The sequence below is a fragment of the Bacillus cereus group sp. N21 genome, from assembly GCF_016483395.1.
Taxonomy (GTDB): Bacteria; Bacillota; Bacilli; order Bacillales; family Bacillaceae_G; genus Bacillus_A; species Bacillus_A pseudomycoides.
In genome coordinates this window covers 1-18,322 of the sequence record NZ_JAEHBX010000058.1, presented here as the reverse complement: position 1 = coordinate 18,322, position 18,322 = coordinate 1, and the positions used below count along the sequence as shown (strand labels likewise).

Here is an 18,322-nt window from a genome sequence, read left to right as displayed (position 1 = left end):
GAAGTCACCGAGTATTCTTGCCACTGGAGCTGGATTACTCAAAAAGCGTAAGTGGCTCGCTCAGCTGTTAAAAACAGAGCTATATTATAATAAATTCATATGCATGCGATGAGAAAGAAGAGTACATATTGCAGCAATTTCAGAGAGCTTGTGGTTGGTGAGAACAAGTAATTGTACAGTATGGAATGGGCTTTTGAGCACCAAACCGAAACAACTTAGGAGTAGGCTTTGGCGTTATATCCAGGCGTTATAATGGATAAAAGAGATTTCACTATTTGTGAAATAATTAGGGTGGTACCGCGGTCCATTCGTCCCTAGATCATTTGGGATGAATGGGCTTTTTTGTATTTAAAAGCGGAAGCGGCTCGCTTAGAATGTGAGGGGGATGGAGCTCCTGATGTAGAGGCGTTTTTTGCCTCGCAGGAAGGCGCGAAACCACCGATCATTCTTGCCGCTGGAGCTGGATTATATAAAAGGCGGAAGCGGCTTGCTTAGAATGTGAGGGGGATGGAGCTCCTGACGTAGAGGCGTTTTTTGCCTCGCAGGAAGGCGCGAAGCCACCGATCATTCTTGCCGCTGGAGCTGGATTATATAAAAAGCGGAAGCGGCTCGCATTGACCTACTTCCCCCACTCTTCAACAATACATACAAATTTCAAGGAGGCATTATTATGTCAGTTATTTTTTCTGGTATTCAGCCAAGCGGAACAATTACGCTTGGAAACTATTTAGGAGCAATGAAACAATTTACAGAATTACAAAACGAACATGATTGTTATTTCTGCATTGTAAACCAGCATGCGATTACAGTTCCTCAAGATTCTGTACAACTTCGTAAAAACATCCGCAGCCTTGCTGCGCTATATGTAGCTTGTGGTATTGATCCTGAAAAATCTACTTTATTTGTACAATCAGAGGTACCTGCGCACGCTCAACTCGGATGGATTATGCAATCTATCGCATATGTTGGAGAATTAGAACGTATGACGCAATATAAAGATAAATCATCTGGTAGAGAATCTGTTCCAGCTGGATTACTTACGTATCCACCATTAATGGCAGCTGACATCTTACTTTACAACACTGAGATTGTGCCAGTTGGCGACGATCAAAAACAACATATGGAGTTAACTCGCGATTTAGCAGAGCGTTTCAATAAACGTTTCCGTGAAATTTTCACAATTCCAGAGATTCGCATTCCAAAAGTAGGCGCTCGTGTTATGTCATTAACAGAACCTACGAAAAAAATGAGCAAATCTGATCCAAATCCAAAATCAATGATTAGTATGCTTGATGAGCCAAAAACAATCGAAAAGAAAATTAAAAGTGCAGTAACTGATTCTGACGGTATCGTAAAATACGACAAAGAAAACAAACCTGGTATTTCCAACTTATTAACAATCTACTCTTCATTCTCAGGTAAAACAATTGAAGAACTAGAAGCTTACTATGAAGGAAAAGGATACGGCGACTTTAAAGGTGATTTAGCACAAGTAGTCGTAGAAGCAATTCGTCCAATTCAAGAAAAATATAACGAACTAATTAACTCCCCTGAATTAGATGAAATTCTTGACAAAGGTGCTGAAAAAGCAAACCGCGTTGCAATGAAACAACTACGTAAAGTTGAAAATGCAATGGGATTAAGCAGAAAACGTAGGTAATGAAAAAAGCGGAGGTGGATCATTCAGCTCTGACGGTCTAAGTTTTTTTCGCATAGAAGGCGTTCTTTGCCTTCTTATGCGGAAGGTTCTTAGACACGAAGAGCTTGCCACCGGAGCTGGATCAAATTAAAAAACCGCCAATTTGGCGGTTTTTTAATTTACCTTTTGTTCATTTTCCATTTCCCATAACTTTTCAAAGAATGGTTGCCCTTTTACAAGGCGTTCACATAGCTGTTCATGCTTTTTTGACCAACCATATTTCGCTTCCTCATAAAGGCGCTCCCAGACGTCTTCAAATTTCATATGTTGAACAGTCCCATATGCAGATGGATCCCATTCTGTATACCAATAGCGAATTTCAGCTGGATTTTTCGTTGTATGTAGTTGATCTAGCGCCATAAAAAGCAATTGTTTTAATTGTCGTTCTTTACGAGTTAAGCCATTCATAATATATGGCGATGGTGATAAAATATGATGCTCTTTTTGTGATTCTTCCACTTGAAACTCATACTTTTCTGCTTGGACATTTTCCACCATCTCATATACCATCTGCTCTTGACGAGGAATAAGCCTACTTTTTCGAATCGGTACATTGTACCCAATTGAATCCACTGCAATAATTCCTTTTCCATCTGTAACAACAAAACAATACTCTTGTTGCAAACGCTCATGATTTTTACGAATATACGCCTTATGATGTACGTCTTCCAATAGTTTTTGCGGAAGTTCCAATAATTCGTTCTCGATGTAATGATATAATGTAGAATCTACTTTTAATAATGGCACTTGATCTAATAATTCGATCGTATCATCCTTCCGCCATTCGTAAAAATGACAAACGTTATACCCATTTTCTTCACCTTCAAACCAATTTACCCACACATCATGTAGATATAACATTTTCTACCCCTCACTTCACTACTGTTTGTACATCTCATTATGTTCATTTTTTGTGAAATTTATTCCATCCAAGGGAATATATTCTACTTATTATTTCTTCACTACTTCTCACTTCCATTTTCATCATGCAAAAAAACTTGGCAGCGCCAAGTTTTTTATATTTATCACCTATTAAGAGGTAAAAGTATTTGCTTTATTTAATATACATATGGCATCCATAGACAATAAAGAAAGCGTGTTATCTTTCTCAAATTCCACACAATCTTTTACAATATGAAATCCAACGCCATATCCAAGCATCTTCGGGTACATTTGCATTCCATTTAGTAAGCAGTCATGCTCCCTTGTTCCTCTCTTCATATCCTGTTTCTTTTTTACAACCTTCTCCCAATAATGAACCGCTTCCTCTTTTGTATAGTACGATGTCCACGGTGCATAACTCTTTTCTGAGTGCCTTTCATACACCGCTTGCTCTGCAAGCCCTTCCATTATCATTGTATCAAGTAATGTATAATCCTTTTCTTTCTTTTCAATTTGATGTAACCGACATATGTGATGATATTCATGGGTAAGCAATGCTTTTAATTCCTTCACTGTATTCCGTCCACAGACAAACAGGAAAATCACATGACGCATTGTTAAGCCAGCTTTTCCGTTATATTCCGCTTGTACCGTGCGATTATATGAATCTGATAACAAAATAAAGATAGGGACATCTGGCCCTTGTAACCAGTGCTTTAGTTCCTCATACTCCTCAGAAAGCTCTTTCCAAATCTGCTTTTCCTCTAGCTGCTCAATTTCTTTTTGTCCTTCCATCACTGGACGATACATACCTTTAGAAATTAAAAAACGGTACAACCTCTCCTTTGGCAATGGAATGTATTTTGTAAACTTCTCACAAAGCTTTTCTGGACGCCCATAATAAAGGTGCAGCCAATCTGCCGTTTGAATAACCCCCATCTTCACTCCTCCCTTTTCTTCTATATATATGCAAGAAAAGGAGCGAACGCGAAGTGATAAAATGAAACTTTTGATTGGCTTTGATTTGTTTCTAATTGCACAGCTCCATCTTTCCTGCATGTGCTTGCTGAAGGAAATTTCTGTTGGAGCACTGTTAAACTGAGGGGAAAAGGCGGGTATAAGAATTATAATTTGGTTTTTGTTCATACAAACAGGCCCCTCAAAAAAGAGCCTGTTTGTCGACAATCTAACATTTAATCCTTGTCAAAATGAGAGTACGGGAGTAACCCTTCTAAAAAAATTTGGAAATCGGCCGCTAAGAACGTAATGATTGGATCTTGATAATTTTCTACATTCACATGAATTACTCTTGGTTCGCCTTGTTTTCCGCACTCGCTATAGTCTAGCAAAACAGCATCGTGTCCAGCTGTAGGCGATTCTCCTACATATATACAAGAAGATGGATATTCAAATTCCCCTATCATGTAAATTCCCTCCGTATCAATCCCATGCTCTCCACCAATGCCATAGAACCCCGCTACGTAAATATGATCCTCAGCCCAAGAGGTAGGTACGGTAGTAGAAAAACAATTCTGTACAGGTGTACCACCGTTTTGCGATTTGATTAAGCGAATATAGGAATCTGGTAATTTATAACCTAATTTTTCTTCTGCAATCCGAATCATTTCATCTGTAACTGGATTTGGGTTTACGAACTCGTCAGAGTCCTCCCAAAAGGTATGCAATGTGTTCACCATATGAGTTTCACTTCCTTTTCATCGTGTGCTTTTTCTTTATACCCCAACCTGATATCTAAAAGGAGCATCATGTTTTTTACATTTTTGTAAACTTTAGAATGACTTCTGTTATATGTAACATAGGTATCTTGTTGTTTCCTTCCATCATACCGTTCATTATAAAAAAAGAGAAGAATAAGATAAATGAAAAAAGCCGATCGATTCTACACATGATCGGACGCTCTCTTCCATCCAAAAAAGGGTGTTTTAAGAAGTAGCTCTCCTTTGCTACTTCCCAAAACACCCTCTTACTACATTATTTATAAGCTTTAAATACTAACACTGCGTTATGACCACCGAACCCTAATGAGTTACTTAAAACAGTGCGTACTTCTTGATGTCTCGCTTTGTTTGGTACGTAATCTAAATCACATTCTGGATCTGGTGTTTCATAGTTAATTGTTGGCGGAATCACTCCATCTGTAATAGATTTAACAGAGAAAATCGCCTCAACAGCGCCAGCTGCTCCTAATAAATGACCAGTCATTGATTTTGTAGAGCTAATCGCTACTTTATATGCATGTTCACCAAATGCTTCTTTAATTGCCATCGTTTCGTATTTCTCATTCGCATCTGTACTTGTACCATGCGCATTAATATAATCGATATCCTCAGGCTGAAGACCGGCATCTGCTAATGCTTGACGTATCGCACGAACACCGCCCTCACCGCCAGGAGCAGGCATTGTAATATGGAACGCATCACCTGTTGCACCATATCCGACAAGTTCAGCATAAATACGTGCACCTCGTGCTAACGCATGCTCCAACTCTTCTAGTATAAGAATACCAGCTCCTTCTCCCATTACAAATCCACTACGATTTTTATCAAATGGACGACAAGCAGTTGCTGGATCCTCATTAAATGTTAATGCTTTCGCTGAACTAAATCCTGCAAATGCCATACTTGTTAACGGCGCCTCTGCACCGCCTGTAATCATTGCATCTGCATCACCGCGCTGAATGACTTTAAATGCGTCACCAATTGAGTTTGCCCCAGATGCACAAGCTGTCACAGAACAAGTATTAATTCCTTTTGCACCTGTAGCAATTGAGACTTGACCCGCAGCCATATCAGGAATCATCATTGGTATCAAAAATGGACTTACACGGCGCGGGCCTTTTTCCGTAAAGATTTTAAATTGCTCTTCATACGTTTCCATGCCACCAATACCAGAACCTATCCATACACCAATACGCGGTGCATTTTCTTCTGTAATGTCCAACTTTGCATCTTCAACTGCCATTTTCGCTGCTGCTACCGCATATTGTGTGAAGCGATCCATACGGCGCGCTTCTTTTTTCTCAATATATTTTTCAGCTTCAAAGTCGTTAATTTCTGCTGCTACTTTTGCTGGAAATTGTTCCGGATCTAAGCGTGTAAGCCGTCCGATTCCAGATACACCATTTTTAATGTTTTCCCAAGCTGTTTCTACATCTGTTCCGATCGGCGTAACAGCTCCTAGTCCTGTAATTACGACACGCTTCTTTTCCATACAAAATACACTCCTTTTTTTCTCTCAGTCCTTATTTGCCCCAACGAAGAGCGACTGCTCCCCATGTTAATCCGCCACCAAAGCCGACTAATATAATTAAATCACCGTCTTGAATACGTCCATTTTGCAATTCCTCTACCATCGCAATTGGAATTGAAGAAGCTGACGTATTCCCAAACTTTTCAATTGTTGTACTCATTTTTTCTTGTGGCAAACCTAATCGTTCCCTTGCCGATTCCATAATACGAATATTTGCTTGATGCGGAACTAAAAAGTCCACATCTTCTTTCGTAAGACCTGCTTTTTCTACAACACGAAGACAAGAATCACCAAGTTGACGAACAGCGAATTTAAAGACTTCTCTGCCATTCATCATAACATATTCATCTTGATAAAGGTGCTTGCCACCACTTCCATCTGCGCCTAATTCAAATGAAAGGATACCCTTTCCTTCTGAAACAGCTCCCATTACAACAGCACCTGCTCCGTCTCCAAATAACACTGCCGTATTGCGGTCGTTCCAATCTACAATTTTAGATAATTTATCACTACCAACTACTAATACGTTTTTATAAGTTCCAGTTTGAATAAATTGCTGCGCTGTAATCATTCCGTACATAAAGCCCGCACATGCTGCACCTAAATCCATTGCTGCTGCATGTTTCGCACCAATTTGTTCTTGAATTACACAAGCAACGGCTGGAAAAGAGCGATCTGGCGTTACTGTTGCAACTAAAATAAGGTCAATTTCTTCTCCACTAATCCCTGCATTTTCAATAGCTTTCTTGGCAGCTTCTACCGCCATATATGAAGTATCTATTGTATCATCGGCAATGCGTCTCTCTGCAATTCCCGTTCTCGTACGAATCCACTCATCAGATGTATCCATGATTTTCTCTAAGTCGTGATTTGTGACTACTTTTTCTGGCACATATCTTCCGATCCCTAAAATGCCTACGTTCACATCGCAGCCCTCCGTTTTATATCAATTATTATGACTTGGTACTAATTCTAAAACATAAATGTTTATTTGTCTAGAATATATTTCTAAGTAAAAAAATAAAGCCGACATATTGTCGACCTTATCTCATAGTAGAACCAAAAGCAAACTACCTATATATCCCGCTCTTTTCCAATTGAACTCCCCCCTCCTTCACTTTGCTTAGAAGAGGGAGTCTTCTCGGTTAAAATGATAAAAATACTTCCGTATCTGCTTTTACTTGGCGTGGGGCAGAAAAAGGCTCTGACCGTTTCTATGCATGGCTAGATGCTCTCTTCCTCCAAAAAAAAGGGTTTTTATGTCTAGTTCACTTTATTTTCCCGCTTTTCCAAGCTCATATGCTTCGTTCATTACTTTCATTAACAACTCTAGTACTGGCTGCGCTTTTTCCATATCAAGTGCAATCCCATTATCATCCAAAATGGCCTTTGCTTCCGGCAGGTGTTTCATAGCGATTTGTAAAAACTGCATATTTTTTTCGTTCATATTTCTTCATCCTTTCCATAAAAGGAGTAATAATCTCCTCATTTCTACATTAGTTTAACATGTGTTTTGTCCTTCGTATAACTCTTTATATCGTTTTAAATGTGTCAGTTGTTTATTTAAACCGAATTCTAACGGCGTGTTTTTCACAATACAAATACTCTTTATCTCTTCTCTTTTCACTTCTTTAACAGTTTTTTTCACTTTATGCTCAGCATTTAAAAGGATAATTCCTTTTTCCCATAGATTTTCTTTACCACTGATCATATTATATACACCTAAATTTTCTATGGTTTTACCTTTTTCCCATAAATATTCACACACATCTTCTACATAAAGAAGGTCCGCTCCATTTTCATTTTGAAGAAGCTCATATTCCTTTTCCATAAGTTCAGAAAGAATAAGCCTGTGGTACGTCATAAAGGAAGGCTGCCATGGGCCATATAAAGTTGGAACACGAAGTATACTATAACGAATATTCCCCTTCTCCACTTCTTCCTCTACTTTCATAAATAATCGTTTATTTTCAGATTGATCTTGCACATTTGCTATTTCAATAGAAGAAAGTACATTTAGCTTCACTTGTTTTCTTTCGCACATATGAATGACACGCTTTAAATATTGTAAAATGATTCGTTCATTTCGAAATCCGCTTTGCCTGTTCGGTTCACATAAACAAAAGTAAGCCGCATCAAATTGATCGGTTTCTACTGTCTTCCATCCGCTCTCATCTCTTATAGACGAATACATAAACAAATCATTCCGCCCAATTAAAAATAACTTTTCTTCACTTACTTTTGACATACTTTCCAGATCAGCAAAATCAAGGCCATATACTTCTACTTCTTCCGCAAGCATTTTATTTACGAGATGATAGCCTACAAACGAAAGTGCCCCTATAATTAGTACGCGCTTCATGTCACCAACCCTTTCTCCCTCTAAACAAATAGCTCCTCATTTATGTATATTGGAGCTTCATAAATCTTCTTCATATTTTTTAAAGAAATGACATGTATGTTGAACCATCTTATATTTTACCTGTTGCAAATGAAACGATAGTAAGGTCTCACAATTTTTATTTATCCGCTTTTTTTCATATTCACGTAACAATTGCTTGCGCGCTTTTTGTTCTTGTGTGGATACAAATATTTTTACAGGCACACAAGAAGGTAAATAAGAAAAAGACTTCTTAGCAATTTCCGCTTCTAACTGAGCTTCCTTCACATCATACGCAAGCAATAACTCTCTCACTAACCTTTTATAGAAAAATTTATGCTCTTTTTCAAATTCCACATGTGCAGGCAAATCTAGGCATGGAGTAAGCATCACTACAGATCGAATACATTCTGGGTATCGATTCATCATTTCAAGAGCCACAAGAGCCCCCATTCCATCTGCAATGATATGAATTTGTTCGTTTAGTGTTTCTTTTTTCATAACAACATGATACAAACGCTTCGCTAAACGAACCGATTGATCATTCCCCCAATGTCTCCCGTATAAATTAGATGAAAAAACAGTATATCCATTTTCTATCAACCCATTTAAAAAATGAGCGCGCCCCGCATGCTGCGTCCATAAACTTGTACCATTCTCAATAAAATAATTGTAATCACCAAGAAGCATGACACCAAATCCATTGGGCTTCTCTGGCAAATAAATCACACATGGTTCTTGTTCTAAGTAAAAAAAACGTTCCGTAACACTCATCATTCTCCCGCCTTATTTTCTAAACATAAAAACTACTCCTTTATAATGTATGAAAGGAATACAATTTTGCTTTGAAAAATCTACAAATATTTTTTCTATATTCTTTTTTCAATTGTGTTACAATAAGGACAGATTGAACGAATAGGGGTGTGAAAAGATGCGTGTAATTTGGGCCTTTATTTGGTCGTTTATGCTTGTACATATGATGAGCTACGTAATTAGCTCTATGACTGGCGGTGTATACGATTTCGCGCTAGCGTCTAAATTCTCAATTGTTCTTGCTGTACTTGTAATGGCGATTGCAGCAGCAATTCCAAACGAACCAGTAGAACAACACTAATAAAGAAAGAGCCCGGATTCAACCTCCGGACTCTTTTTTTATTGGACATGAACAACTAGTTCGTTATTTTCCACATCAACAACTACATGACTATTATCAGTAATTGTTCCCGCAATCAATTCACGTGCTAACTTTGTTTCAACTTGACGCTGTACATATCGTTTTAATGGACGCGCTCCATACATCGGATCGAACCCAGATTCCACAACAAACTCTTTTGCTACTTCTGTTAATTCCACTGTAATATGACGATCTATTAAACGCCCTTGTAACTCTTTTACAATTTTATCAACGATTCCTTTGATCTCATTTGTTGTAAGTGGTTTAAATAAAATAATTTCATCCACACGATTTAAAAACTCTGGGCGAAAATGTCCTCTAAGCTGCCCCATAACAAGATCTCTTGCTTCCTCTTTAATTGTACCATCTTCTTGTAGCCCTTCTAATAAATGCCCTGAACCAATATTTGATGTCATAATAATCACTGTATTTTTGAAATCCACTGTTCGTCCTTGTGAATCCGTAATACGCCCATCATCTAACATTTGTAATAAAATGTTGAATACTTCTGGATGTGCTTTTTCAATTTCATCTAATAAAATAACGGAATATGGTTTACGGCGTACGGCTTCTGTTAATTGTCCACCTTCCTCATATCCTACATATCCAGGAGGAGCTCCAATCAAGCGAGACACAGCATGTTTCTCCATATACTCGGACATATCAATGCGAATGATTTGCTCTTCACTATCAAATAAAGATTGTGCTAATGTTTTCGCAAGTTCTGTTTTCCCAACGCCTGTTGGTCCTAAGAAAATGAATGAACCGATTGGACGATTTGGATCTTTAATACCAGCGCGAGCACGAAGAACTGCATCCGCCACAAGACTAACTGCTTCCTCTTGCCCAATAACACGTTCTGATAAAATTTGCTCTAAACGTAGCAGTTTTTCACGTTCACCTTCTACAAGTTTTGCAACTGGTATGCCAGTCCAACGTGAAACGATATTTGCAATTTCTTCTTCACTTACTTCTTCACGAAGCAAACGGTTCTCTTGTTCGTTATGCGCTCCCGTTTCTTCCGCTTCTCTTAATTCTTTTTCCACTGCTGGAATTTTACCATGACGAAGCTCTGCTGCTTTATTTAAGTCGTAATTCCCTTCTGCTTCTTCTAATTCACGACGTAAACGTTCAAGGTGTTCCCTTAAGTCACGAACTTTATGGATTTCTTCTTTTTCTTTTTGCCATTGCGCTCGCATTCCATTTGCAACTTCTTTTAAATCAGATAGTTCACGTTGCAATGTTTTTAGTCGCTCTTGACTACCACGATCCGTTTCTTTTCCTAAAGCAGCTTCTTCAATTTCCAGCTGCATAATGCGGCGCGTTACTTCATCCAATTCTGTTGGCATAGAATCAATTTCTGTTCGAATTGTTGCGCACGCTTCATCAACAAGGTCAATCGCTTTATCTGGTAAAAAGCGATCAGATATATATCGATCAGACAATACAGACGCCGCTACAATCGCACGGTCATGAATATTTACACCATGATAAATTTCAAAGCGCTCTTTTAAACCACGTAAAATAGAAATTGTATCTTCTACCGTTGGCTCTTCTGCTAACACTTGTTGAAAACGACGTTCTAGCGCTGGATCTTTCTCAATATATTTTCGATACTCATCTAAAGTAGTCGCTCCAATACAATGAAGTTCACCGCGCGCAAGCATTGGTTTTAACATATTCCCTGCATCCATCGCCCCTTCTGTTTTACCAGCACCAACAATTGTATGGAGCTCATCAATGAATAAAAGAATACGCCCTTCACTTTTTTTGATTTCATTTAACACAGCTTGCAAACGTTCTTCAAACTCACCACGGAACTTTGCACCCGCCACAAGCGCGCTCATATCTAATGCAAAGATTGTTCTATCTTTTAATCCTTCTGGTACATCTTTTCGCACAATTCGTTGTGCCAATCCTTCAACAATGGCTGTTTTCCCAACGCCTGGTTCACCAATTAAAACAGGGTTGTTTTTTGTTTTACGAGAAAGAATGCGGATAACCCGGCGAATTTCGCTATCACGACCAATGACAGGATCAATTTTCCCTTGTCTTACTTCTGCCACTAAATCACGGCCATACTTTTCTAACGCTTCATATGTTACTTCTGGATTTTGACTAGTCACTCTCTGATTCCCCCGAACTTCCATTAAAGACTGTAATAATGTATCCTTCGTAATGTGAAATGCTGTGAACAAGTGATTCATATCACCTTTTTCCTCACAAAATGCGAGCAATACATGTTCCACTGAAATATATTCATCTTGCAGTTTTTTTGCCTCTGCCTCTGCTTTAACGAGTAATTGCCCTAAAGCATTTGTCACATACACTTTGCCAGCTTCTACACCACTTCCTGTAACAGATGGTTTCTTTTGAAGCAATCTTTCTACTTCTTTCGTTAATTGTTCTATATTGACATTCATTTTTTGAAAAATACGCACTGCTAATCCATCTTGCTGCTGTAATAATGCAAGTAATAGATGAACAGTATCAACTTCTTGATGATGATGAGATACCGCTAAAGATTGAGCACTCATAATTGCTTCTTGTGTTTTCGTCGTCATTTGATTTAAGTCCATCTTCACAAACCTCCAAACATTGGAATCCTCTTGATGTTTGACCTTTTTTGATTTTTTGACTTTATTTGACCTTTAATTTGATTATACGCCAATTGTCTTTTTTATACAATGAATTTGATTATGAAATTTGAACTTTGTTTCCCAAAAAAGTATGTATACCTCTGCTCTTCAATCACAAAAGCCGCAATATAAATTGCGGCTTCTCTTACGGCTTTCTTTTATATGTCCACTGGCGGTTCTGATTCGAATTCTCAGGAAACCTTTGACCAGCAGTTAATTTTACCAGTTGTGGATCTTTAACCATACTTCCTGTTTCACCAATTTCTACATAAATCCCATCATTTGGTGCTTTCTGTCCAGAACGAAACCTATGATTTTGTCCCATTTTCATTCTCCTTCCATGACATCTTTACACCGTTAGTATATCCATTTTTGAAAAAGCCTTTCTGTTATGTTTAGGAAACGAGTCATATTTTTTATTACTGTTCATATGTATGACTTTACATGATAAAGCAGGAGAAAAAGCATCACTTGTTGAAAAAAAAGAAACCGACCTATTCTAGGCCAGTTCCAAAGGAGAGTCAAACATATACGAGAAGATTACATGTTCATTATATGTCTTGCTGCGCCCGTAATGTAACCCTTTTCACAAATTGTACAAAATGAAAGAAACATTATTTGAACTTTCTAAAAAATCATTGACTTTTCTGATTTTGGGTAGGAAATAGTGGACACTAACATGTTTCGCGACGTAAGATGAATATATAATGAAACTTCTATTCATGGTTGTTTCTCCCGCATTAACGGGGGATGGAGACCCCCGCTGATGGAAGTTCCACTTTATCTATACACTTTCCAACCTCTTATTTCTGCATCTTAAAACGGAAATACAGATAGAAACAAAAAATTTTTCATAAGAGGTGAAAACATGAAAAAACAACATTTAATCGCATTAGATTTAGATGGCACTTTACTTACAGACAATAAAATTATTTCCGCACGAACAAAGCAAACAATTGAAAAAGCAAAAGAACAAGGACATGTTGTTGTCATTTCAACAGGACGTCCATTTCGCGCTAGTCACGCTTATTATAAAGAACTTGGTTTGAATACACCTATCGTTAACTTTAACGGCGCTTATGTTCATCACCCGCTTGATACAAATTGGGGAACGCACCATTCCCCCCTTGAGCTTTCTACTGCACAAGAAATCGTTCGCGCTTGCTTTGATTTTGGCGTTAAAAACATTTATGCCGAAGTAATTGACGATGTATATGTTCGCGAAATTGATGAGGATAAAAAGCATATCTTTGAATTTGGCTCTCCAAATATTTTTACAGGAGACTTACTAAACATTTTGCAAGATCATCCAACATGCTTATTAATCGATGCACTGGATGAGCAATCAACAGCTATTCGTAAGCATTTAACAGATATGCATGCAGAAGTGATTGATCATCGAAAATGGGGTGCTCCTTGGCCGATTATTGAAATTGTGAAAAGCGGCCTCAATAAAGCGATTGGACTTCAAAAAGTTTCTAGCTATTATAACATTCCACAAGAACGAATTATTGCGTTCGGTGACGAAGACAATGATTTTGAGATGATTGAGTTTGCAGGTCACGGCATCGCCATGGGTAATGCCATTCCTGAATTAAAAACATTAGCGAATCATACGACATTAACAAACGAAGAAGATGGAATTGCTCTTTATTTAGAAGAGGTTCTTGGATTGTAATCTAAAAATTCCCTACTTATAGTTTGGCTCAAAACGCTCATACTATAACTAGACACAGCGATGTGTCAGTTGTTTTCTGCTAAAAAAGGGGGAATTACGAATGGGTAAAAAGAACAAATCAAAACGTTTCACCCAACAAGGGGCCGATGCTGTTATGAAGCATGCTGAAAGATTCCCGTACCGCGGTACATTAGCTGATGCAGAAAAAGAACGAAACAACTCTTCTCTCGGAGGGGTTTAAATGGGTAACTTATTATTTCAGCAAGCACGAGATGCTGTTGCAGGCGCCGTTTCTTGTTCAAGCGGCACAGAACAGCGGGAACTCGTTTATAGAGCCAAAAATGCTTTGCAATCCGCTTATGCCAATTCTTCAACTGCTGAAAAGGTACAACTGCGTGAGATGCAACAGCAACTGCAAAACATTACTAACACACATTAAAACAAGAGGACCGATTCCCGGTCCTCTTTAATCTTTCCGAAACAACCCAAATATACCGACTGTTTGAATCACATTTGTAAATGCGCCAGGATCTACCTGTCTAATAATTCTCTCTAGTTCATATAGCTCGTAACGGGTAATCACAATCATTAGCATTTCTTTATTTTCATTTGTATATGCCCCTGTCGCTGGTATAGTTGTAATACCGCGTACTAAACGTGCTTGAATCGCTTTTCGTACATCTTTACCATTTTTCGTAACGATAAATGCTGTAATTTTCACATGACGAGTATGAATTGCATCAATAATCCTCGATGATACATATAGTGTCACTAACGTGTATAACGCTTTTTCCCATCCGTACAAATAGCCAGCTGCAATAATGATGATTGCATTAAAGAAAAAGAAATATGTTCCGACAGGCTTATCTTTTATTTTTGACAAAATCATTGCAATGATATCTAAACCACCTGTGGAAGCTCCCCATTTTAAGGCAATTCCTACCCCTATCGCTGAAATGAGACCACCAAAAATAGCATTCAATATAATATCATTTGAAACAGCCTTCACTGGTATAATTTCTAAAAACAGTGTCATAAATACAACACATAAAAAACTAAATAACGTAAACGCTTTTCCGACCTTTTTCCATGCTAAAATAACAACCGGAATATTAAATAAAGCAAAAAGTACTCCCGTCGATATGTGAATCGATGCAAAATCGCCTAACACTTGCGAAAGCAATTGAGATAATCCCGCGAAACCGCTCGCATATACTTTTGCTGGTGTTAAGAACAAGTTCATTCCAATTGCATTTAATAAACCTGCGATGATAACAACAATTAGTTTTTTCGTTAATTCGGCATAATTTAATTTTAAGTCCATACCCCATCCACCTTTATACATAATAGGTTCACCACTACTCGTATACATAGTCTTTACGAAAACGGAAATGATAAACGTACAACTGTTTAGAAATGGAGTTGATATGTATGCCGCATACAAGCGATAATGACAAAAAAGCACGCGATAATAATGCAAAGCGCACACAAAAAAATGAACAAGAACAAAAAAATATTCAGCAAGGAAAACGTGCATATTCTAAAAAAACAGATCATCTTTAATTATTTCGTACATCAACAATCTTGTTGATGTACTTTTTTGTATCATAAAGTGAACCTTCTCCTCTCACACTGCCCGTTCATGCAGGATAACCAAAAAACATATCGATTTCACTTCATGTTCACCTCACTATTTTACAATAATAACAGCATAATTAGATGAGGTGTTAGGATGAAAAGAAAACAATTATGGATAGCAACAGCTGCGCTCGGAACGTTAATGCTGTCTGCTTGTGGTCCAAAAGATAACTCAGAGGCGATTGCAACATCAAAAGTTTCAACCATTACAAAAGGTGATTTTGACAAGCAGTTAAAAGAACGGTACGGAAAAGATATGCTATATGAAATGATGGCACAAGATATCATGACAAAAAAATATAAAGTATCTGATGATGAAGTCGATAAAGAATTCAAAAAAGCAAAAGATCAATTTGGTGATCAATTCAAAACGGTATTAGAAAGTAACCGCCTAAAAGATGAAGATGACTTTAAAAATCAAATTAGGTTCAAATTAGCAATGAACGAAGCCATTAAGAAAAGCATTACAGATAAAGATGTAAAAGCAAACTATAAACCTGAAATTAAAGCCAGCCACATTTTAGTAAACGATGAAAAAACGGCAAATGATATTAAGAAACAACTGGATGAAGGTGCTTCATTCGAAGAGTTAGCAAAACAACAGTCACAGGACCCAGGTTCAAAGGAAAATGGCGGAGACCTTGGATACTTCGGTCCAGGTAAAATGGTACCTGAATTTGAAGAAGCGGCTTACAAATTAAATGTCGGTGAAATTAGCAAACCTATCAAGTCATCACAAGGCTATCACATTATTAAACTTACCGATAAAAAAGAATTAAAACCATATGATGAAGTAAAAGATTCCATTCGTAAAAATCTGGAAGAAAAGTTGTTAGCAGATCAAACTACCGGTCAAAAAATATTGTTAGACGAATTCAAGAAAGCTGATATTAAAGTAAAAGATAGTGATTTGAAAGATACATTCTCTCGTCTTTCCGGACAACAATAAAAAATCTAGCAACAGAGTGGGCTGGTAGAAAAATAGTAAATGAAATTTCACCCCGCATTAACGGGCAGTAAGACTCCCACCTCAAGATTCAGAGAAAAACAAGAAAGATAAGTGAGGAATCAACTGCTCGTAAAAGCCCGATTGGCGAGAGCTAATAATCAGTGGGAGATGAAGAAAACCCCACTGATTAAAGTTTCACTTTATCGGAGCAAATTCGAATATATCGACGTTCCTACACATAACGACAAAAAACAGGAGCCTGCTGACTCCTGTTTCCCAACACTCTGAAAATCCGAACAGGCATGAGCCTGTTCGGATTTTTTTATTTCTTGAAGTACGTCCAACCTTCTTCTTGATAAACCTTTTCTTCTTTCATCAACTTACCAAGCGCACGTTTAAACGCTGCTTTACTCATATTAAAACGTTCTTTAATGTCTTCTGGATGGCTCTTATCCCAAAACGGCATTGCTCCTCCGCGGCTCTCCATGTACTCATAAACCACCGCAGCATCATCTTCCATTCCCTCTTCTTTACGCGGAAGAAGTGAAATATTAATCGTACCATCATCTTTCACATCAATAATACGGCCCGTTACACGCTCACCAATACGAACTTGTTCTTTTCTTTCTGTGTGGTGTAAAAAGGCACGGAAATGTTCATCCGTTAATACAAACGAACCAACTTGAAGTGAGCGATATACACGTCCGTTCACATTTTTATTACGCATAGATGGCGTTGCCTCTACAATAATTTCCTGCATATCTGAATCTCTTGCCGGAAGAGCAATAAGACGACCACGATTTGTTAATTTTAATGTACAATATAACTCATCGCCTTCTTCTGGCCAAACTGGTGTATAAATTGGAAACTCATCAGCTGGGATTAAGATATCCTTAGAAACACCGATATCAACGAACACACCTAAATCAGGTTTTACTTCTACGACTTTTACCCAATTCCAATCACTTATCGTAATAAGCGGCGTCTTCATTGTCGCAGAAATTCGCTCTTGATGATCAAGATATAGAAATACATCAATCGTATCGCCTTCCTCAATTTCTCCCGCTACTTCATTTTTATGTAAAAATACTTCTTCATAACCATCCTCATCGTCAAATCCAACCATATATCCAATTTCCGTTTCTCGTAAAACAGTTACCTGTTCAATCGATCCTGGCTGCAAATACATATATTTTAATTCCCTTCTATATATAAAGTATATTTTTATCATTCCAAAGAAAGCTTCATTATAACACGAATTTTCCTTTATTTGTCCAACTCGCAAAAATTCACTATAATAAGAGGTGGAATTTAATTTGGAGGTGCTTACTATGGCAAAAGATAGTTCTTTTGACATCGTTTCAAAAGTAGAATTACCAGAAGTAACAAATGCTATTAACATCGCATTAAAAGAAATTCAAAATCGATATGACTTTAAAGGAAGCAAGAGTGATATTAAATTAGAAAAAGAAGTAATCGTTTTAACTTCTGATGATGAATTTAAATTAGATCAAGTAAAAGATGTTCTTATTTCAAAACTAGTTAAACGCGAAGTACCAATTAAAAACTTAGACTACGGAAAAGTAGAAAGCGCTACTGGTAACACAGTACGTCAACGTGCAACACTGCAACAAGGTATCGATAAAGATAACGCGAAGAAAATTAATAACATTATTAAAGAGTTAAAATTAAAAGTGAAAACACAAGTACAAGATGATCAAGTACGCGTAACAGCAAAAAGCCGCGATGACTTACAAGCAGTAATCGCAGCAGTTCGTAGCGCTGATTTACCAATCGACGTACAATTCATTAACTATCGCTAAAAGAAAAATATTGAACTACCCCCACCTACCTAGGTGGGGGATTCTACTATTTCAAAACACTTCCTCTCGTTCAACAAAGAGGATACAACGGTATAGAAGTTCCGTAGTGTCCTTATGTAAGACGACCCATTCTATCTTCCGACGAAAGGCAAACAAAATAGGTACAACTACTTTGTTCTTATATCGAGGA

20 protein-coding genes and 1 other annotated feature are annotated in these 18,322 nt (G+C 37.7%); of the genes, 8 read left to right on the top strand and 12 right to left on the bottom strand.

Annotated features, from left to right (window positions below; translation table 11 throughout):
* Positions 1-99 precede the first annotated feature (99 nt).
* Positions 100-319, top strand: a binding site (T-box leader).
* Positions 320-670: 351 nt separating this feature from the next.
* Entirely contained in the window at positions 671-1,660 is a 990-nt protein-coding gene (gene trpS / locus JDS96_RS23600; RefSeq protein WP_003195917.1) for a tryptophan--tRNA ligase, read from the top strand.
* A gap of 153 nt (positions 1,661-1,813) precedes the next feature.
* On the opposite strand, the gene JDS96_RS23595 is transcribed toward trpS, so the two are convergent.
* The 8 genes from JDS96_RS23595 to JDS96_RS23560 all read right to left on the bottom strand — a co-directional run bounded on the left by JDS96_RS23595 (position 1,814) and on the right by JDS96_RS23560 (position 9,005).
* On the bottom strand, positions 1,814-2,560 hold the full coding sequence (locus tag JDS96_RS23595) for a YjbA family protein (protein ID WP_003206164.1): 747 nt from the start codon (positions 2,558-2,560) through the stop codon (positions 1,814-1,816).
* 171 nt (positions 2,561-2,731) lie between these two features.
* A complete protein-coding gene (locus JDS96_RS23590) occupies positions 2,732-3,520 on the bottom strand; it encodes a DUF2268 domain-containing putative Zn-dependent protease (protein WP_199668205.1) in 789 nt (262 codons plus the stop codon).
* 254 nt (positions 3,521-3,774) lie between these two features.
* The gene (locus JDS96_RS23585) at positions 3,775-4,278 is read right to left on the bottom strand and encodes an SMI1/KNR4 family protein (RefSeq protein WP_199668204.1); all 504 of its coding nucleotides are present in this window, start codon (positions 4,276-4,278) and stop codon (positions 3,775-3,777) included.
* A gap of 295 nt (positions 4,279-4,573) precedes the next feature.
* Positions 4,574-5,812: a beta-ketoacyl-ACP synthase II gene (gene fabF, locus JDS96_RS23580; RefSeq protein WP_003195912.1), complete on the bottom strand. Its 1,239-nt coding sequence runs from the start codon at positions 5,810-5,812 to the stop codon at positions 4,574-4,576.
* Positions 5,813-5,843: 31 nt separating this feature from the next.
* On the bottom strand, positions 5,844-6,776 hold the full coding sequence (gene fabH, locus JDS96_RS23575; protein ID WP_018764000.1) for a beta-ketoacyl-ACP synthase III: 933 nt from the start codon (positions 6,774-6,776) through the stop codon (positions 5,844-5,846).
* A 348-nt stretch (positions 6,777-7,124) separates the two neighbouring features.
* Complete coding sequence (locus JDS96_RS23570; RefSeq protein ID WP_003195910.1) at positions 7,125-7,298, bottom strand: ComZ family protein; 174 nt, start codon at positions 7,296-7,298, stop codon at positions 7,125-7,127.
* A 54-nt stretch (positions 7,299-7,352) separates the two neighbouring features.
* Positions 7,353-8,213 carry an NAD-dependent epimerase/dehydratase family protein gene (locus tag JDS96_RS23565; RefSeq protein WP_199668203.1) on the bottom strand — a complete coding sequence of 287 codons (861 nt, stop codon included), beginning with the start codon at positions 8,211-8,213 and terminating at the stop codon, positions 7,353-7,355.
* Positions 8,214-8,270: 57 nt separating this feature from the next.
* The gene (locus JDS96_RS23560) at positions 8,271-9,005 is read right to left on the bottom strand and encodes a lipase family protein (protein WP_199668202.1); all 735 of its coding nucleotides are present in this window, start codon (positions 9,003-9,005) and stop codon (positions 8,271-8,273) included.
* A 157-nt stretch (positions 9,006-9,162) separates the two neighbouring features.
* On the opposite strand from JDS96_RS23560, the gene JDS96_RS23555 reads away from it, so the two are divergent.
* On the top strand, positions 9,163-9,345 hold the full coding sequence (locus JDS96_RS23555) for a YjzD family protein (RefSeq protein ID WP_016113766.1): 183 nt from the start codon (positions 9,163-9,165) through the stop codon (positions 9,343-9,345).
* Positions 9,346-9,383: 38 nt separating this feature from the next.
* On the opposite strand, the gene clpB is transcribed toward JDS96_RS23555, so the two are convergent.
* Together clpB and JDS96_RS23545 are read right to left on the bottom strand one after the other, a co-directional pair.
* Entirely contained in the window at positions 9,384-11,984 is a 2,601-nt protein-coding gene (gene clpB / locus JDS96_RS23550) for an ATP-dependent chaperone ClpB (protein WP_006093925.1), read from the bottom strand.
* Positions 11,985-12,189: 205 nt separating this feature from the next.
* Positions 12,190-12,369 (bottom strand): YjzC family protein, encoded by a 180-nt coding sequence (locus tag JDS96_RS23545; RefSeq protein WP_018763997.1) that lies wholly within the window; start codon positions 12,367-12,369, stop codon positions 12,190-12,192.
* A gap of 543 nt (positions 12,370-12,912) precedes the next feature.
* Here JDS96_RS23545 and JDS96_RS23540 point away from each other — a divergent pair.
* From JDS96_RS23540 to JDS96_RS23530, 3 genes are all read left to right on the top strand, one after another.
* A complete protein-coding gene (locus JDS96_RS23540) occupies positions 12,913-13,722 on the top strand; it encodes a Cof-type HAD-IIB family hydrolase (protein WP_003195903.1) in 810 nt (269 codons plus the stop codon).
* Between the two features lie 100 nt (positions 13,723-13,822).
* Entirely contained in the window at positions 13,823-13,963 is a 141-nt protein-coding gene (locus tag JDS96_RS23535; protein WP_003195901.1) for a hypothetical protein, read from the top strand.
* The gene (locus JDS96_RS23530; protein ID WP_003195898.1) at positions 13,964-14,161 is read left to right on the top strand and encodes a DUF3813 domain-containing protein; all 198 of its coding nucleotides are present in this window, start codon (positions 13,964-13,966) and stop codon (positions 14,159-14,161) included.
* A gap of 27 nt (positions 14,162-14,188) precedes the next feature.
* Here JDS96_RS23530 and JDS96_RS23525 read toward each other — a convergent pair whose 3' ends face one another.
* Positions 14,189-15,046: a YitT family protein gene (locus JDS96_RS23525; RefSeq protein ID WP_033798724.1), complete on the bottom strand. Its 858-nt coding sequence runs from the start codon at positions 15,044-15,046 to the stop codon at positions 14,189-14,191.
* 107 nt (positions 15,047-15,153) lie between these two features.
* Here JDS96_RS23525 and JDS96_RS23520 point away from each other — a divergent pair, with 107 nt between their 5' ends.
* Entirely contained in the window at positions 15,154-15,285 is a 132-nt protein-coding gene (locus JDS96_RS23520) for a DUF3941 domain-containing protein (protein ID WP_001120851.1), read from the top strand.
* Between the two features lie 169 nt (positions 15,286-15,454).
* Entirely contained in the window at positions 15,455-16,309 is an 855-nt protein-coding gene (gene prsA, locus JDS96_RS23515) for a peptidylprolyl isomerase PrsA (protein ID WP_003195894.1), read from the top strand.
* A 322-nt stretch (positions 16,310-16,631) separates the two neighbouring features.
* Here the strand turns inward: prsA and JDS96_RS23510 are convergent, their stop codons facing one another.
* Positions 16,632-17,498: a CvfB family protein gene (locus tag JDS96_RS23510; RefSeq protein ID WP_006093927.1), complete on the bottom strand. Its 867-nt coding sequence runs from the start codon at positions 17,496-17,498 to the stop codon at positions 16,632-16,634.
* 142 nt (positions 17,499-17,640) lie between these two features.
* Between JDS96_RS23510 and JDS96_RS23505 the strand changes: the two genes are divergently transcribed.
* Positions 17,641-18,132 (top strand): YajQ family cyclic di-GMP-binding protein, encoded by a 492-nt coding sequence (locus tag JDS96_RS23505; RefSeq protein ID WP_003195889.1) that lies wholly within the window; start codon positions 17,641-17,643, stop codon positions 18,130-18,132.
* The last annotated feature ends 190 nt before the right edge of the window (positions 18,133-18,322 follow it).

Bases quoted from the DNA above. Each gene is read 5' to 3' on its own strand.
- JDS96_RS23595 (WP_003206164.1), bottom strand. From the start codon at position 2,560: ATGTTATATCTACATGATGTGTGGGTAAATTGGTTTGAAGGTGAAGAA.
- JDS96_RS23510 (WP_006093927.1), bottom strand. From the start codon at position 17,498: ATGTATTTGCAGCCAGGATCGATTGAACAGGTAACTGTTTTACGAGAA.
- JDS96_RS23530 (WP_003195898.1), top strand. From the start codon at position 13,964: ATGGGTAACTTATTATTTCAGCAAGCACGAGATGCTGTTGCAGGCGCC.
- JDS96_RS23565 (WP_199668203.1), bottom strand. From the start codon at position 8,213: ATGAAGCGCGTACTAATTATAGGGGCACTTTCGTTTGTAGGCTATCAT.
- JDS96_RS23520 (WP_001120851.1), top strand. From the start codon at position 15,154: ATGCCGCATACAAGCGATAATGACAAAAAAGCACGCGATAATAATGCA.
- JDS96_RS23570 (WP_003195910.1), bottom strand. From the start codon at position 7,298: ATGAACGAAAAAAATATGCAGTTTTTACAAATCGCTATGAAACACCTG.
- prsA (WP_003195894.1), top strand. From the start codon at position 15,455: ATGAAAAGAAAACAATTATGGATAGCAACAGCTGCGCTCGGAACGTTA.
- JDS96_RS23540 (WP_003195903.1), top strand. From the start codon at position 12,913: ATGAAAAAACAACATTTAATCGCATTAGATTTAGATGGCACTTTACTT.
- JDS96_RS23535 (WP_003195901.1), top strand. From the start codon at position 13,823: ATGGGTAAAAAGAACAAATCAAAACGTTTCACCCAACAAGGGGCCGAT.
- fabF (WP_003195912.1), bottom strand. From the start codon at position 5,812: ATGGAAAAGAAGCGTGTCGTAATTACAGGACTAGGAGCTGTTACGCCG.
- JDS96_RS23560 (WP_199668202.1), bottom strand. From the start codon at position 9,005: ATGAGTGTTACGGAACGTTTTTTTTACTTAGAACAAGAACCATGTGTG.
- JDS96_RS23545 (WP_018763997.1), bottom strand. From the start codon at position 12,369: ATGGGACAAAATCATAGGTTTCGTTCTGGACAGAAAGCACCAAATGAT.
- JDS96_RS23525 (WP_033798724.1), bottom strand. From the start codon at position 15,046: ATGGACTTAAAATTAAATTATGCCGAATTAACGAAAAAACTAATTGTT.
- trpS (WP_003195917.1), top strand. From the start codon at position 671: ATGTCAGTTATTTTTTCTGGTATTCAGCCAAGCGGAACAATTACGCTT.
- JDS96_RS23555 (WP_016113766.1), top strand. From the start codon at position 9,163: ATGCGTGTAATTTGGGCCTTTATTTGGTCGTTTATGCTTGTACATATG.
- JDS96_RS23585 (WP_199668204.1), bottom strand. From the start codon at position 4,278: ATGGTGAACACATTGCATACCTTTTGGGAGGACTCTGACGAGTTCGTA.
- JDS96_RS23590 (WP_199668205.1), bottom strand. From the start codon at position 3,520: ATGGGGGTTATTCAAACGGCAGATTGGCTGCACCTTTATTATGGGCGT.
- JDS96_RS23505 (WP_003195889.1), top strand. From the start codon at position 17,641: ATGGCAAAAGATAGTTCTTTTGACATCGTTTCAAAAGTAGAATTACCA.
- clpB (WP_006093925.1), bottom strand. From the start codon at position 11,984: ATGGACTTAAATCAAATGACGACGAAAACACAAGAAGCAATTATGAGT.